General features: G+C 76.3%; 15 protein-coding genes and 2 tRNA genes. 8 read left to right on the top strand and 9 right to left on the bottom strand.

Annotation, left to right across the window (positions count from 1 at the left end):
* Positions 1–31 precede the first annotated feature (31 nt).
* The 4 genes from FMM08_RS02955 to FMM08_RS02940 are packed head-to-tail and all read right to left on the bottom strand — an operon-like array spanning position 32 to position 4,968.
* Entirely contained in the window at positions 32–1,075 is a 1,044-nt protein-coding gene (locus FMM08_RS02955; RefSeq protein WP_147924766.1) for a helix-turn-helix transcriptional regulator, read from the bottom strand.
* Positions 1,068–2,156: an ABC transporter permease gene (locus FMM08_RS02950; protein WP_187279494.1), complete on the bottom strand. Its 1,089-nt coding sequence runs from the start codon at positions 2,154–2,156 to the stop codon at positions 1,068–1,070. Before FMM08_RS02950 ends, FMM08_RS02955 begins: the two co-directional genes overlap by 8 nt.
* Positions 2,153–3,748: a sugar ABC transporter ATP-binding protein gene (locus tag FMM08_RS02945; RefSeq protein ID WP_147924764.1), complete on the bottom strand. Its 1,596-nt coding sequence runs from the start codon at positions 3,746–3,748 to the stop codon at positions 2,153–2,155. Before FMM08_RS02945 ends, FMM08_RS02950 begins: the two co-directional genes overlap by 4 nt.
* A complete protein-coding gene (locus FMM08_RS02940) occupies positions 3,748–4,968 on the bottom strand; it encodes a sugar ABC transporter substrate-binding protein (RefSeq protein ID WP_147924763.1) in 1,221 nt (406 codons plus the stop codon). The genes FMM08_RS02945 and FMM08_RS02940 overlap by 1 nt, the downstream gene beginning before the upstream one ends.
* A gap of 182 nt (positions 4,969–5,150) precedes the next feature.
* On the opposite strand from FMM08_RS02940, the gene FMM08_RS02935 reads away from it, so the two are divergent.
* From FMM08_RS02935 to FMM08_RS02910, 6 genes are all read left to right on the top strand, one after another.
* A complete protein-coding gene (locus tag FMM08_RS02935; RefSeq protein ID WP_147924762.1) occupies positions 5,151–5,576 on the top strand; it encodes a DUF3237 domain-containing protein in 426 nt (141 codons plus the stop codon).
* 29 nt (positions 5,577–5,605) lie between these two features.
* Entirely contained in the window at positions 5,606–5,929 is a 324-nt protein-coding gene (locus tag FMM08_RS02930) for a metal-sensitive transcriptional regulator (protein ID WP_369431638.1), read from the top strand.
* A 25-nt stretch (positions 5,930–5,954) separates the two neighbouring features.
* Positions 5,955–6,389, top strand: a complete 435-nt coding sequence (locus FMM08_RS02925; protein ID WP_147924761.1) for a hypothetical protein — start codon at positions 5,955–5,957, stop codon at positions 6,387–6,389.
* Between the two features lie 83 nt (positions 6,390–6,472).
* The gene (locus FMM08_RS02920; protein ID WP_147924760.1) at positions 6,473–7,186 is read left to right on the top strand and encodes a DUF305 domain-containing protein; all 714 of its coding nucleotides are present in this window, start codon (positions 6,473–6,475) and stop codon (positions 7,184–7,186) included.
* Positions 7,187–7,274: 88 nt separating this feature from the next.
* A complete protein-coding gene (locus FMM08_RS02915; RefSeq protein WP_147924759.1) occupies positions 7,275–7,859 on the top strand; it encodes an isochorismatase family protein in 585 nt (194 codons plus the stop codon).
* A gap of 143 nt (positions 7,860–8,002) precedes the next feature.
* Complete coding sequence (locus FMM08_RS02910; protein WP_187279493.1) at positions 8,003–8,944, top strand: alpha/beta hydrolase; 942 nt, start codon at positions 8,003–8,005, stop codon at positions 8,942–8,944.
* Positions 8,945–8,991: 47 nt separating this feature from the next.
* Here the strand turns inward: FMM08_RS02910 and FMM08_RS02905 are convergent.
* The 5 genes from FMM08_RS02905 to FMM08_RS02885 all read right to left on the bottom strand — a co-directional run bounded on the left by FMM08_RS02905 (position 8,992) and on the right by FMM08_RS02885 (position 13,842).
* Positions 8,992–9,064: transfer RNA gene (locus FMM08_RS02905), tRNA-Lys, on the bottom strand.
* Positions 9,065–9,081: 17 nt separating this feature from the next.
* The gene (locus tag FMM08_RS02900; protein ID WP_147924757.1) at positions 9,082–11,442 is read right to left on the bottom strand and encodes a putative bifunctional diguanylate cyclase/phosphodiesterase; all 2,361 of its coding nucleotides are present in this window, start codon (positions 11,440–11,442) and stop codon (positions 9,082–9,084) included.
* Positions 11,443–11,707: 265 nt separating this feature from the next.
* Complete coding sequence (locus tag FMM08_RS02895; RefSeq protein ID WP_147924756.1) at positions 11,708–13,111, bottom strand: cytochrome P450; 1,404 nt, start codon at positions 13,109–13,111, stop codon at positions 11,708–11,710.
* A gap of 68 nt (positions 13,112–13,179) precedes the next feature.
* Entirely contained in the window at positions 13,180–13,476 is a 297-nt protein-coding gene (locus FMM08_RS02890) for a GroES family chaperonin (protein WP_147924916.1), read from the bottom strand.
* A 96-nt stretch (positions 13,477–13,572) separates the two neighbouring features.
* Positions 13,573–13,842 carry a DUF3618 domain-containing protein gene (locus tag FMM08_RS02885; RefSeq protein ID WP_147924755.1) on the bottom strand — a complete coding sequence of 90 codons (270 nt, stop codon included), beginning with the start codon at positions 13,840–13,842 and terminating at the stop codon, positions 13,573–13,575.
* A gap of 110 nt (positions 13,843–13,952) precedes the next feature.
* On the opposite strand from FMM08_RS02885, the gene FMM08_RS02880 reads away from it, so the two are divergent.
* A complete protein-coding gene (locus FMM08_RS02880; RefSeq protein ID WP_147924754.1) occupies positions 13,953–14,423 on the top strand; it encodes a peroxiredoxin in 471 nt (156 codons plus the stop codon).
* Between the two features lie 35 nt (positions 14,424–14,458).
* Positions 14,459–14,540, top strand: a tRNA-Leu gene (locus FMM08_RS02875).
* Position 14,541: the final 1 nt, after the last annotated feature.

Here is a 14,541-nt window from a genome sequence, read left to right as displayed (position 1 = left end):
GTCGGGTGCGTTCGGGTGCGGTCGGGGTCGGTCAGGAGACGGGCACGGGCTGCGGTGCCGCTCCCGCCGGCCCGTCTGCACCAGCGCCGGCGGGCCCGCCCGCCGTGCCCTGGTGCAGGTGCAGCGCGCGGTACCGGCGAGGCGGCATGCCGAACTGCTGGGTGAACGCCCGGCTGAAGCTGGACGGCTCCCGCAGGCCCCAGCGGGCCGCGAGGGCGCCGATCGACGTCCCCTGCTCCCGGGGGTCGAGCAGCGCGTTGCGGACCCGCTCCAGCCGCCGCTGCCGCACCAGCGCCGACACCGTGGTGCCGTTGAGGGCGAACACCCGGCGCACCGTGCGCGCCGAGACGAAGCTGCCCGCGGCCACCCGGTCGGTGGACAGGTCGTCGTCGGCGAGGTGGGCGTCGATCCACACGACGATGCGGTGGAACTGCGACATCGCCTCAGCGGTGCCCGGCTCGCGGGCGTCGGCGATGACGGCGTGCGCCGCGGCGACGAGGGCGTCGGCGGTGTGCGCCCGCGCGGGCAGGCTCGGCGCGAACCCGGGGTCGGCGAGCACCGCCAGGAGGCTGCGCAGCAGCGGCGCCGACGGCAGGTCGTTGAGGTCGGTGGACAGCACGTCGGTGAACAGGCCGTGCCGCAGCACCAGCGCGGAGGTGGGGATGCGCACCACCAGGAAGCGGTGGGCCGCCGACGAGCGGATCCGGTACCGCTGCGCGGCGGTGTAGAAGACGAAGTCACCGCGGTGCAGGTCCACGCGGCGCCCCTCCTGGTCGACGGACAGCTCGCCGTCGTCCAGGTAGCCGAGCAGCACGCCGCGCCAGGCCCGGGTGGTGGGGAACGGCTCGACGTCCACCTCCTCGCCCTCGACCACCGCGCACTCCACGGTGTCGAGCTCCAGCCGCCGCGAGATCCGCGGCGCCGGCCCGGTGGAGCGCACGACGATGGCGTCGGAGGTGTCCTGCGGGCGCGTGGCGTCGTCGTCGGCGCGCAGCCACGCGAACAGGAGGGTCTCGTGGGCGGCGGCCGCCTCGCGCTGGTCGGGCTGCTCGGGCACGGCTCCCCCGTCAGGCACGGCGGGCCCGTCGGACGCGGCGAGGGCCTCGGCGCGCGCGGGCCAGCCGGGCGAACCCCACGGCGAGCAGCAGCGCCGCGCCGTTGAACACCGGGCTCACCCACGCCGGTGCGCCCACCAGCGCCAGTCCGCTGACGATGACGGCCACGAAGAGGATGCCGATGACGGTGCCCGGCACCGAGGGCCTGCCGAGGTCCACGACGATCGTGCCGAGCAGCACGGCCGTCAGCGCCGGGAAGAGCATCGACATGCCGCTGTCAGAGGTGGCAGCGCCCTGGCGGGCCAGCAGCAGCACCCCGCCGACGGCCGCGACGGTGCCCGACCCGACGAACGCGAGCAGCTGCGTGCGGCGCACGTCCACGCCGAGCAGCTGGGTGGCGCGGGCGTTGGAGCCCACCGCGTACAGGCGGCGGCCGAACGCCGTCCGCGCGGTGAGCAGCCACACCGCCACCGCCACCGCCGCGGCGACCACGGCGATGACCGGCACGCCGAGCACCTGGGAGGACCCGACGGCGGTCAGCTGGGGCGGGATGCCGCTGGTGATCTGCAGCCCGCCGGTGTACGCGAAGATCGCGCCCCCGAGCAGCGTGGCCGCCCCCAGGGTGGAGATGAACGGGTTGACCTCCAGGTAGGCCACCAGCCACCCGAGCGCCGCGCCCACGGCCGCGCCGAACGCCACCGCCACGAGCACGGCCACCACCAGCGGCAGGCCGTGCTGCGCGCTGAGCGCCGCGGTGACCAGCGACGACGACGCCGCGACGGCCCCCACGGAGAAGTCGAAGTGGCCCGCGGCCAGCGGCAGCAGCAGCGCGAGCGCGACCACCAGCCCGACGCCCTGGTTGGCCGCGATGGCCCGGGCGTTGCCGACGCTGCGGAAGGCCTCCCCCGACTCCGGCAGCACGCTGAAGACCACGGCCATGCCCGCCACGAGCAGGAGCAGCCCGTAGCGCTCGCCGAGCCCCGACAGGCCCGCCAGCCCCGTCCGGGTCCCCGGGCGCCCCACCTCCGACGGGCCCGGCGGGGACGTCTGCGAGGCGCGCGCAGGAGCCTCGGTGCGGGGGGTGGGGTCCGTGGTGGTCATGCTGCGACCTCGCATCCGTGGGTCGTGCCCTGCATGTGGACGGTGACGGCGTGCCGGGTGACGGCGTCGCCGGTGAGCTCGGCGACCACGCGCCCGTCGGCGAGCACCACCACGCGGTCGCTGAGCGCCTCGAGCTCCTCGAGGTCGCTGGAGACGACGACGACGGCGGCGCCGCCCTCGGCGGCCTCCCGCACGAGCCGGTGGATCTCCTCGCGGGCCACCGCGTCGACGCCCTGGGAGGGCTCGTCGAGCAGGACCACGCGGGGCGAGGTGGACAGCCACCGGGCCATGACCACCTTCTGCTGGTTGCCCCCCGACAGCGCACCCAGCGGCGCGTCGGAGGAGGGGGCGCGCACCGCGAAGCGCCGCACCAGCCCGGGCGCGGCACGGCGCTCACGAGCACCGGATCCGACCAGCGAGCGCCGGGTGCCGCCGAACAGGAGCCGCCGGGCGCCGAGGTTCTCCCAGATCGGCCGGTCGAGGAAGGCGGCCTCGCGCAGCCGGTCCTCGGGGACGAGGGCGATGCCCGCCCGCACCGCGTCGCGCGGCGACCGCAGCGCCAGCGGCGCGCCGTCGAGCTCCACCGCGCCGCTGGCGGGCAGGTCACCGAACAGCGCGCGCAGCAGCGAGGTGCGCCCCGAACCAGCGAGCCCGCCGATGCCGACCACCTCCCCGGCGCGCACCTCCAGGTCGACCCCGCGCAGCGCACCACCGGCCAGACCGGTGGCCCGCAGGCGGGGCGCTCCGGTGGACGCCCCAGTGGGCGCGGACCGGCGCGCCCGCTCGGCACCGGTGCGCGCGTGCCCGGTCATGGCGTGCACCACGCGCGCCTCGTCGAAGCCGGCAGCGGGCCCCTCGTCGGCCACGCGGCCGTCGCGCAGCACGGTGACGTGGTCGGCCACAGCCGTCACCTCGCTGAGGCGGTGGCTGACGAACACCAGCGCGTGCCCCTCCTCGCGCAGCGCGGCCATGGACGAGAGCAGCCTCTCGACCTCGTCCACGGGCAGGCTCGCCGTGGGCTCGTCCAGCACGAGCGCCAGCGGTCCGTCGTCGTCGGCGCCGTCGACGGGTCCTGAGCCGCGCAGGGCCCGGGCGATGGCCACCAGGGCCCGCTCGCTGGGACGCAGCACCCCCGCGGGGGTGTCGGGGTGCAGGTCCAGGCCGGAGGCCGCCAGGGCCCGCGCGGTCCGCTCCCGCAGCCGGCGGGCGCTGACCAGGCCGGTGCGGCCGCGGGGGAACCCGGCGGCCAGGCCGAAGTTCTCCGCGATGGACAGCTGGTCGACCAGGGCGAGGTCCTGGTGGACGAAGCGCAGGCCGCCGGCGGCCGCGAGCGCCGGGGAGTGGGCCTCGCTGGGGTGCTCGACGCCGCCCACGGTGATGGTGCCGCCCGGGTCGGGGACGACGACGCCGGCGACCATCTTCAGCAGCGTCGACTTGCCGGAGCCGTTGCCGCCGAGCAGCGCGTGCACCTGGCCGGGCAGCACCTGCAGGTCGACGCGGTCGACGACCCGGGTGGCGTAGGTCTTGGACAGCGCCGAGACGCTGGCCAGCGGCTGCGGCTGCACCTGCGGTGACGGAGCGGGTGCGGCCATCAGGCGCCGGCCTTCCACAGCTGGGTGTAGGTGGCGCGGTAGTCGAGGGCGCCCTCGTAGGGGCTGCCGGCGGCGGGCAGGTTCTGCTTCGCGTCGATGATCTGCGAGCCGACGCCGTCCACGACGCCGGGCTGACCGTCGAAGGCGCGGTTCAGCTGGTCGACGGCGGACCAGGCGGCGCGCCCGTTGGAGAAGCCGACGCAGGCCTGGGCGCCGCCGCCGGCGCGGATGTAGTCGAGCGTCTCCTGCACGCACTCACCACCGAGCACCACGCGGCCGCTGGAGGGGTTCTGCTGCAGCGACTGCTGCACGCCGGCGGAGAGCATGAAGTCGAGGTCGGTGACGACGACGTTCGCCTGGGGGTTCTTCAGCAGGGCGGAGTCGAAGCGCTGGCGCAGCTGCCCGATCTCCGAGGGGGTGATGGCCACGGTGTCGACCACGCTGCAGCCGGGGCACTGGGCCGCCAGCTCCTCGGTGAAGCCCTTGGAGAGGTACTCGCCGATCGAGACGCCCTTGAAGGCGACGTGGAGGACCTTCGCGGAACCACCGGTCTGGGCGATGACCCAGTCGGCGCGGAGCCTGCCGGCCTTCTCGTAGAAGTCGCCGGTGCCGGTGACGCCCTCGGTGTACCCGAGCTTCGCGTCGAACTGGGAGGCGCCGCCGCCCTGCGTGGGGTCGTCGCAGTCGAAGGAGGCGACCCCGGTCACCTTGACGCCGCCGCGGCGGGCCTCTGCGAGCGCCTCGGAGACGGGGGCGCAGTCGACGCCCGCCAGCAGGATGGCGTCGGCACCCGCTGCGGTGGCCTGGCGGACGCAGGTGGACCACTGCGCGGGGTTGTTCTGCCCGTCGCACACGGTGGTCCTCCACCCGATGGCGGTGGCGGCCGACTGCGCCTCGGAGGCGATCTTCGCGAGGCCGCTCACCTGCTGGAAGGCGGAGACCACCCACAGGTCGTGGCCGGGCGAGACCGCCGGGGAGCTGGTGGGCGGCGCGGTGGCCAGGCCCTCGTAGCCGGCGGCCACCGCGGCGGTCACGGCGGCCGGGACGGCGGCTGCGCTCCCGGAGGCGTCCGGCTCACCAGGGGCCGCTCCCGAGGCGGAGGTGCAGGCGGCCAGCAGCACGGCGGCTGCAGCGGCCCCGGCCGCGGCGAGGAGCCCCCGGGCGGTGCGCGTCGGGGCGGTGCGCACCCGGCGGGCGGTGCGGTTGGGGTGGCTGGTCATCACACGACTCCTTCGTCGACGAGGCTCAGAAGATGACCCGCCGCGGGGTGGCCCACTTGACCACAGCGGTCACCATCTGTGCACCACCGGCCATGGTGGGACCGCTGCCCTGTCGGTGACAGCCGCCCGTCGAGTGGGATCCGAGTCCCGCTCCACCGCCGGAGCGCCCGTGAGGAGCAGCCGTGCACGCCATCGCCGCAGAGCCCCGCTTCACCATCACCGCCCTCATCGCACCGCCCGAGCCGCTCGTCGACCGCGGCGACCGGCTCGACTTCATCCCCATCACCGGTGGCGAGGTCCGCGGAGACCTCACCGGCGAGGTGGTCCCCGGGGGCGGCGACTGGTGCTGCACCCGCAGCGACGGCGTCGTGGCCGTGGAGGCGCGCTACCTCGTGCGGACCGCGTCGGGCGGCCTCGTCGACGTCCACAACACCGGAGTGCTGCGGCCCGCCGAGGACGGCGCGGCGCCGTACTTCCTCACCACGCCGCGCTTCCGCACCGTCGACCCCGCCCTGCACTGGCTCACGGCCACGGTCTTCGTCGGGCAGGCGCACGTGGAGGGAGACCGCGTGGTCATCGAGGTGGCGGAGCTCGTGGTGCGGGCCTGAGCAACACCCCCGGGGGGTATCCTGCGCGGGTGGACCACCCCGTGGACGACCCCGCCGGCGCCGAGGCGCCCCACCACGGGTACTCGCACGCCAAGGACGCCCACCTCAAGCGCCTGCGCCGCATCGAGGGCCAGGTCCGCGGCCTGCAGCGCATGGTCGACGAGGACCAGTACTGCATCGACGTGCTGACCCAGGTCTCCGCGGCCACCAAGGCGCTGCAGCAGGTGGCGCTCGGGCTGCTCGAGGAGCACCTGTCCCACTGCGTGGTCGACGCCGCCCGCCGCGGCGGCCCCGAGGCCGAGGAGAAGGTCCGCGAGGCGTCGGCCGCCATCGCCCGCCTCGTCCGCTCGTGAAGGACAGCCGCCCCGGTCCGGGATCATGACGACGGCGAGCGCCGCCGGTCGCGCGCCGCTGCGGCGGCTGGTGGTGCTGCTGGGCGTGGTGGCGATGCACGCGCTGGCGGCGGCACCGCCGACGGCCGCCGCCAGCACGAGCGCTGCCGGGCACGCCGCGCCGTCCGGGCACGCTCTCGACGCGGTCGACGCCGTCCACCTCGACCACGGAGTGCACGGGGCGCACGAGCCGCCCGGCTCGCCGGCCCCTTCCCACCACGGCGACGGCCCCACCGCGTGCGACCTCAAGGCCGGCGGCGCCGCCAGCGGCGTGGCGCCGCTGGTGACCGCCCTGGCGGCCCACACCTCTGGAGCGACCGGCGACGTCCTGGCGCCGTCGTCGTCGTCCTGCAGCACCCACGGGCTCCCTCCCACCACGGGGCCACCAGGTCACGCCACCTCCTGCGTGCTGCGGACGTAGGAGCGCCCCGGCACCGGCCGCGCACGAGCGCTGGCCGGCGTCGCCGCGCGCCCACGACCACCCGCAGCACCCCGGAGGACCCCATGACCACCACGCCCGTGCCGTCCACGTCCGCGCCGTCCCCCCGCACCCGGCGGTCCCGCACGAAGGCCGCCCTGGCCGCCGCTGCGGCGGCCACCGCGCTGCTCGTCGCCGGGTGCGCCGGCTCGTCGGCGGCCGGCCACGACGGCCACGACGACCGGGCGGGAGCCGAGCACAGCGCTCCCGCCTCCACCACCTCGGCCAGCCCGAGCACGTCGGCAGCGCACAGCGACGTCGACGCCGCCTTCGCCCGCGACATGGTGGTGCACCACGAGGGCGCGCTCGACATGGCGGAGCTCGCCGTCGAGCGCGCGTCGACGCCTGAGGTCCGCGCCCTGGCGGAGCGGGTCCGCGCGGCCCAGCAGCCGGAGATCGACCTCATGCAGGGCTGGCTCGCCGCGTGGGGCGAGGACCCCGCCGGCGGTGAGCACGAGAGCCAGCACGGGGACCAGCACGGCGGCCACGGCGCGGACACGAGCTCGATGGGGATGTCGGAGCAGGACACGGCCGCGCTGGAGGCCGCGACGGGCACCGCCTTCGACAGGCTGTTCCTCCAGCAGATGACGGTGCACCACGAGGGCGCCGTCGAGATGGCCCGTGAAGAGCAGGTCAGCGGCAGCGACCCGCAGGCCAGGGCCCTCGCGCAGCGCATCGAGGCCGACCAGACCGCGGAGGTCGCTGAGATGGCCGCCCTGCTGGCGCAGCTCCCCGCCTGAGCGCGCGGACGTCAGCACCGGGGTGGTGGTGTCGGAGGACGGGTCTAGCGTCACTGCGACCAGGGCCGGACCGAGGTGGGGAGACGCCATGACCACGCTGGAAGACCGTCCGGGCACCGCGCTGCTCGTCGTCGACGTGCAGAACGACGTGGTCGGCGAGGCCCCGCGGCGCGACGAGGTGGTGAGCGCGATCGCGGGCCTCGTCGACCGCGCGCGCTCCGAGGGCGTGCCGGTGGTCTGGGTGCAGCACTCCGACGAGGGGATGCCGGAAGGCAGCGACGCCTGGAGGATCGTCGACCAGCTCCGGCCCGCCAGCGGGGAGCCGGTGGTGCAGAAGCGCTACGGCGACAGCTTCGAGGCCACCGACCTCGAGCAGGTGCTCGCCGAGCGGAGGGTCGGCCGGGTGGTGGTGACGGGGGCCGAGACCGACGCCTGCATCCGCTCCACCATCCACGGCGCCTTCACCCGCGGGTACGACGTGACGCTGGTGGCAGACGCCCACACCGCCGGCGACAAGAGCGCCTGGGGCGCTCCCCCGGTGGCGGACGTCGTCGCGCACACCAACCTGTACTGGCAGTTCCAGAGCGCGCCCGGGCGCACCGCGGAGGTCGCCGCGGCCGCCGACGTCACGCTGGGCTCCGGCGAGCGGGACGCCCCGGCGGCGGCGCGGTGATGACCCGCCGCGGCCTGATGGCCGCCTCGGCGGCCGTCGGATCAGCCGTCCTGGCCGCCTGCGGCTCCGGTGGCTCCAGCCCGTCGCCCTCTCGGACGACGACGACGTCGTCGTCCCCACCGGCTCCGTCCACGAGCAGCTCCGTGCCGACGGGGTCCGCTGCCGAGGGCGGCGCGCGGGTCCTCGCCGACCAGGCCTACGCCGACCCGGTGGACCGCGCGCACCTGCTCGACCTCTACCTGCCCGACCCCGCCGCAGCGCCCGGGCCCTGGCCGGTGGTGCTGTTCTTCCCCGGCTCCGCCTGGCTCAGCGGTGACGCCAAGGGCGGCCCCACCGAGCTCAGCGGCGGCACCACGGCGGCGCTGCTGGCGCAGCGCTGGGGACCCGCGGGGTTCGCGGTGGCGGGCGTCAACGTCCGCAGCAGCGCCCAGGCCACCTTCCCCGCGCAGCTGCACGACGCGAAGGCGGCCGTGCGGTACGTGCGCTCGCGCGCCGCGGAGCTCGGCCTGGATGCCGGGCGCGTCGTGACGATGGGCACGAGCAGCGGCGGCTGGTGCGCCTCGATGGCGGGGGTGGTCACCGGCGTCCCCGAGCTCGAGGGCGCCGACCTCGGCCACGCCGACCAGAGCAGCGCGGTGCAGGCCGTGGTGGACCTGTTCGGCCCGACGGACTTCACGGCGATGGACTCCCAGCGCGTCCCGGGCGGGGCGAGCCACGACGGCGCCGACTCCCCCGAGTCCGCTCTCATGGGGTTCCCGATCCAGTCCGACCCCGAGGCCACCCACCGCGCCGACCCCAGCCGCTACGTCACGGCGAGCAGCCCGCCGCTGTGGATCGCGCACGGCACCGCTGACCAGTCCGTGCCGCCGGGCCAGTCAGAGCTGCTCTTCGCCGCGTGCGAGCGCGCCGGCGCCTCGGCCGCGCTCACGCTCGTGGCGGGCGCGGGGCACACCGACGCCTACCTCGCCGACGGCGCGCCCGACCGCGAGGTCCGCACGACGCGCGCCGGTCAGACGACGTCCGGGACCGACCCCGACCCGACGTACGACGCCGTGCTCGCCTTCCTGCGCCAGTCGCTGGGCTGACGACGACGAAGGGCCCGACTTGGTGAGGTCGGGCCCTTCGACTGCTGTGCGCCCCCTGGGACTTGAACCCAGAACCCGCGGATTAAGAGTCCGCTGCTCTGCCAATTGAGCTAGAAGCGCTTGGTGCGAGGAAGATACTACCAGCCTTCGGCCCGTGCCCCCTCCCGGGTGGTGGACGTCCACCCGAGCAGCGCACCCGCAGGCATCGGGGGCGCGTGCCAGTAGCCCTGCGACTCGTCGCACTGCAGGTCGGCCAGGCGCGCCAGGGTCTGCGGGTCCTCCACGCCCTCGGCCACCACGCGCAGCCCCAGGGCGTGGGCCAGGTCCACTGTGCTCGCGGTGATCGCCGCCGCCCGGGGGTCGGTGAGGAGGTGCTGCGTGAAGGATCTGTCCAGCTTGAGCTCGCTGAACCGCATCCGGTGCAGCTGGGCCAGGGACGACCAGCCGGTGCCGAAGTCGTCGATGCTCGTGGCCACGCCGAGGTCCGCGAGCTCCGCCAGCACCTGGGAGGCGCGCTCGGTGTCGCGCACCAGCTCGGTCTCGGTGACCTCCAGCACCAGCCGCGAGGCGGGGACCCCGTGGCCCAGCAGGAGGGCGCCCAGCTCGCGGGCCAGACCGGTGTCGAGGAGGTCGGTGGCGGAGACGTTGACCGACACCCGCAGGTCGAGGCCCTGCCGGCGCCAGGCCGCGGCCTGCGCCACGGCCTGCGCGAGCACCGCGCCGGTGACCTGGCCGATGAGGCCGTGGTCCTCCGCCACGGGCAGGAACCGCGCCGGCGGCAGGAGGCCCAGCTCGGGGTGCTGCCAGCGCACCAGGGCCTCCACACCGGTGAGCGCCCCGTCGCACACCCGCACCTGCGGCTGGTAGTGCAGCACCAGCTCCCCCGCCACGAGCGCGCGGCGCAGGTCCTCGGCGGTGCGCAGGGCGTCCTCGCCGTCTCCGTGGACGTCGGGGTCGTAGACCACCCACCCGCCGCCGCTGCGCTTGGCCGCGTACATCGCCGCGTCGGCGCGGCGCAGCAGCTCCGAGCGCAGCGCCGCCAGACGGCCGTCTCCGGCGGGGGCTGGGCGGGGGTCGCCCCCGTGCACCACCAGGCCGACGCTGCCGCCGACGTGCACCGAGCCCGGCCCCACCCGGTAGGGCGCCTCGAGGGCCCGCACCAGGTGGGCGCCCCAGGACGCAGCGGACGCCGCCCCGGCCTCGCCGGGGTGCGGCGAGCCGGTGCCCGGCAGCAGCAGGGCGAACTCGTCACCCCCGAGCCGCCCGACCTCCGCGCCGGGCCCCGCGGCGTCGCGCAGGCGCACCGCCGCGGCGGCGAGCAGCTCGTCCCCGGCGGCGTGGCCGAGGCCGTCGTTGACCTCCTTGAACCTGTCCAGGTCCACCAGCACCACGGTGAACGGAACTCCCTGGGCCAGCACGGCGTCGATGCGGCCGAGCAGGCCGCGCCGGTTGGCCAGGCCCGTCAGGTCGTCGGTGCGGGCCTGGCGGAGCGTCTCGGCCAGCTGGTCGAGCTCACCGAGGTTGAGCAGCAGCCGGGTCGCCGCGCCCGCCGCTCCGAGCCCCGCCGTCGCCAGCGCCCACGCCAGCGGGGCGCTGCCGTCGCCACCGGTGCGCTGGAGCCCCGCGACGAGCACGACCGCCAGAGCGAGCACGACGACGCCGTAGGCCCCCACGGTGGCGGGTGCCCCCCGCACCACCTCGGGGGCGGCGAGCGCCGCCCGCTGCGTGCTCGCCACGACGAGGAGGAGCAGGGCGGCTGCCAGCGCGGTCAGAGTGCCGGGGAACGGGCTGCCGCTCGGGGACAGCACCAGGCCGAAGACCCCCAGGGTCGCGGGAACGCCGGCGGCGCAGACGAGCCAGGTGCTCAGGTCGCGCCCGCGGCGCGCCAGCAGCGCCGTCGACAGCACGGTCCCTCCCAGCACGACGCCCGCGGCGCTGGCCGCCAGCAGCAGCTGCGCCTGCCACCACGGAAGGCGCTCCAGCGGGCCGCCCAGCTGCTCCGCGAGCAGCCCGAACAGCGCCTGGCCGGTGAGCACGGCGCTCACGGCGTTGAGCCGGTCGTCGGGGTCCGCGGAGTGCGTCCGCGTGAGGTTCCACCGCACGAAGGCGCCGTACACCGGCAGGAAGCACACCAGCACCGCCGCCGCGGCCGGCACCCAGGGCAGGGCGGTGCCCGCCTGCTCGGGCAGGCCGCCCACGAGGAGGGGCTGCGCCACCAGGCCCGCCCCGAGGGTGCCGACCAGCAGCGCCACCGCACGCCACAGGCGCCGGTCGGTCGACGCCCGGCGCGCGCGGCTCGCCACGGCGGCGGTGCCGACGAGCCACAGCACGGCCAGACCGGTCGTCGTCACCGCGACGGCAGCGGTGCGGCCAGGAGTCGCCGGGCCGACCCGACCTCCTGCGCCCCCCGAGAGGTGGCCGAGGACGTCACCGAGGAGGACCACCGACAGCGCGACGCCGACGACGGCGAGGACGGCGCCGCGAGGCAGCCCCAGCACGCGGTCGGGGTGCCCACCTGGTCGTGCCACAAGACCCCCCGGACTCGTCACGGCCCTGTGCTCGAACCGCAGCAGCGCATCGGCACCGCGAGGCACCGGGTTGAGCCGCGAAGGGCCCGTTCGGGCGAGGGTTCCACCCGTCGGCCTCCCCGGCCACCCCCGCAGAGACCGCGCAGATGGCCCCCGCTGCGGGGCTTTACTGGGCTCAGCGGGGCTCAGCGGGGCTCAGCGGGGCTCAGCGGGGCTCAGCGGGGCTCAGCGGGGCTCAGCGGGGCTCGAGCCTCAGCTCCAGCCCGTCCCGGGCCCGCAGCGTCACCAGGGCCTCCAGCACCGGCTCACGTCCCGGCACCGGCCGCACCGCGCGGTCGCGCAGCAGCGCCGCGAGCACGAGGACCGCCTCGGTGAGGGCGAAGTCGCGCCCGATGCACAGCCTCGCCCCGGCGCCGAAGGGCAGGTAGGCGCCGCGCGGCACCTCCGGGCCCTCGCCGGTGAAGCGGCCCGGGTCGAAGCGCTCCGGGTCGGGGTGCGCGTCAGCCCGGCGCTGCAGCAGCCACGGGCTGACGATCACCAGCGTCCCGGCCGGCACGGCCACACCGTCGACCACGTCCTCGGCCTCCGAGCGGCGCGTCACCACCCAGGCCGGCGGGTACAGGCGCAGCGACTCGTCCACCACGGCCCGCGTCCACGGCAGCTCGCGCAGGTCCTCCCAGGTGGGAGCCCTGCGCGGAGCAGGGGCCGAGGGGCCGCCGGGGTTCCCGGGGACGCCGAGGACCCGGTCGAGCTCGGCGTGCAGCCGCTGCTGGGCCTCGGGGTGCTGCGCGAGCAGGTGCAGCGTCCAGGTGAGGCACGAGGCGACCGTCTCGTGACCGGCGATCACCATGGTCACCAGCTCGCCGCGGACCGCCTCGGGCGGCAGGCGGCCCTCGTCGACGGCGGCCAGCAGCAGGCCGAGCAGGTCGTCACCGAGCTCCCCCGTCGCGCGGCGCCGCGCGACCACGCGCTCCACCACCTCGTCCATCACCCGGTTCGCGCGCCGCAGCCGGCGCCGCGACGGTGTGGGCAGCCAGCCCGGCACCGGGGTGCGGGCCCGGGACACCACCACGCCGAGGGCCTCCAGGACGGCGGCGACCACGCGCTCGCCGTCGTCCACGCCCTCCGCGGTGACGTCACCGCCGAAGAGCGTGCGGCCGACCACCTCCAGCGTCGCCTGCAGGGCGGCGGCGTCGACGTCGACGACGCCCCCACCGGCTCCACCCGGCCCGTCCCCGGCCGCAGCCGCGCCCGCGTCCCAGCGGGCGCGCAGCCGCTCGGCGGCCGCGACGGACTGCTCGGCGACGGCGGCGAGCCCGGACCGGTGGAACGCCGGCTGCGCCACGCGGCGCGCCTCGCGCCAGGCGCTGCCGTCGCTGGTGAGCAGCCCGCTGCCGGTGACCAGTGAGAGCGCCCCGTACTGGACGGTCTGCTTGGTCCAGCCGCCGGCGTTCTCCACGAGCACGCGGCGGGCTCCCGCGACCGTGTTGACGAACAGCACCGGGGTGGTCGGCAGGGGGAAGGCGACGTGGTCGCCCCAGCGCTCGACGGCGCTGCGCAGGTACCCCAGCGGGTCGCGGCGGATGCCCAGCAGGTCGCGCAGCATGTCCCGCGGGAGCGGCCCGGGGGCGTCCAGCACGGTGTAGCGCGCGTTGGGTCGCGCAGCGCCCGGCCGCTCGCCCCGCTGCGCCGGGCGCTGGGACGCGCTCAGAGGTACAGGCCGGTGGAGCCGGCCTCCACGCGCGGGGCCGCCACGGCGTGCAGGTCGCGCTCGCGCAGCAGCACGTAGTCGCGGCCGGACAGCTCCACCTCGGCGCGGTCCTCCGGGTCGAAGAGCACCCGGTCACCCAGCTGGACCTGCCGCACGTGCTGGCCGACCGCGGACACCTCGCCCCACGAGAGGCGCTTGCCGACGGCAGCCGTGGCGGGGATGACGATGCCCGACCCCGAGCGCCGCTCCCCCGCCTCGCGGTCGAGGGCGACGAGCACCCTGTCGTGCAGCATGCGGATCGGCAGGCGACCGTCGTCGCCGGGGACCGCGCGCGAGGGCGACGAGCTGGCGGGCGTGGTGCTCACCCGCCGAAACTACCGCTGCCGGGGTCAGTGCCTGCGCTTGACGGCCAGCCCTGTGAACAGGCCGACCACCGCCACGACGGCACCGCCCACGGCGGCGAGGCGCTCGACGCGCAGCGCTCCGTCGGAGTCGAGCACCAGCTCCTTGGCCTTGCTCTTGGCGCTCTCCACGCCCTGCTGCGCCAGCGCCTTGGGCGCGACGCGGGCGGCGAGCTCGTCGACCGTGGACGCGAGGTGCTGCTGGTGGAGGCTGATCTCGCGCTCGAGGCGCGCGGGCTCGTCGGGCGGGACGCTCATGCTCGGCGACGCTAGTGGCTCCGGCGGCCTCCGGCAGCCCCGGCCCACCTGCTCGGACGCGCGACGACGCGCGAGGCGCCCGACAGGGGGCGTCCGATAACCTCCTGGACGTGGCAGACCGCCTCGAGCCGGGTGACCTCGCCCCGGACTTCACGCTCCCCGCGACCCACGGCGGCAGCTGGACGCTCTCCGAGCACCGCGGCCGTTCCGTCGTCGTCTACTTCTACCCCGCGGCGGGCACGCCGGGCTGCACCACGCAGGCCTGCGACTTCCGCGACAACCTCGGCTCGCTCAGCGCCGCCGGCTACGACGTCGTGGGCGTCTCCCCCGACCCGCTGGCGAAGCTCGACGCCTGGTCGGCCGAGGAGCAGCTGCCGTTCCCCCTCGCCAGCGACACCGAGCGCGGCGTGGTCCAGCGCTGGGGCGCCTGGGGCGAGAAGACGATGTACGGCCGCACCACCACGGGCCTGCTGCGCTCGACCGTGGTCGTCGGTCCGGACGGCGTGGTCACGCACGCGTCCTACAACGTCAAGGCGACCGGGCACGTGGCGCGGCTGCGCAAGGAGCTCGGCGTCGACTGACCCACCAGCACCCCGCCGACGCGCCGGCGGGGTGGGCGCGAGTGGTGAAACTGGCAGCCACGCAGGGTTTAGGTCCCTGTGCCTCACGGCGTGCGGGTTCGAGTCCCGCCTCGCGCAC

This window comes from Quadrisphaera setariae (genome assembly GCF_008041935.1).
GTDB lineage: Bacteria > Actinomycetota > Actinomycetes > Actinomycetales > Quadrisphaeraceae > Quadrisphaera > Quadrisphaera setariae.
The sequence above is the reverse complement of the archived record's forward strand: the minus strand, read 5'-3'. Positions and strand labels throughout refer to the sequence as shown.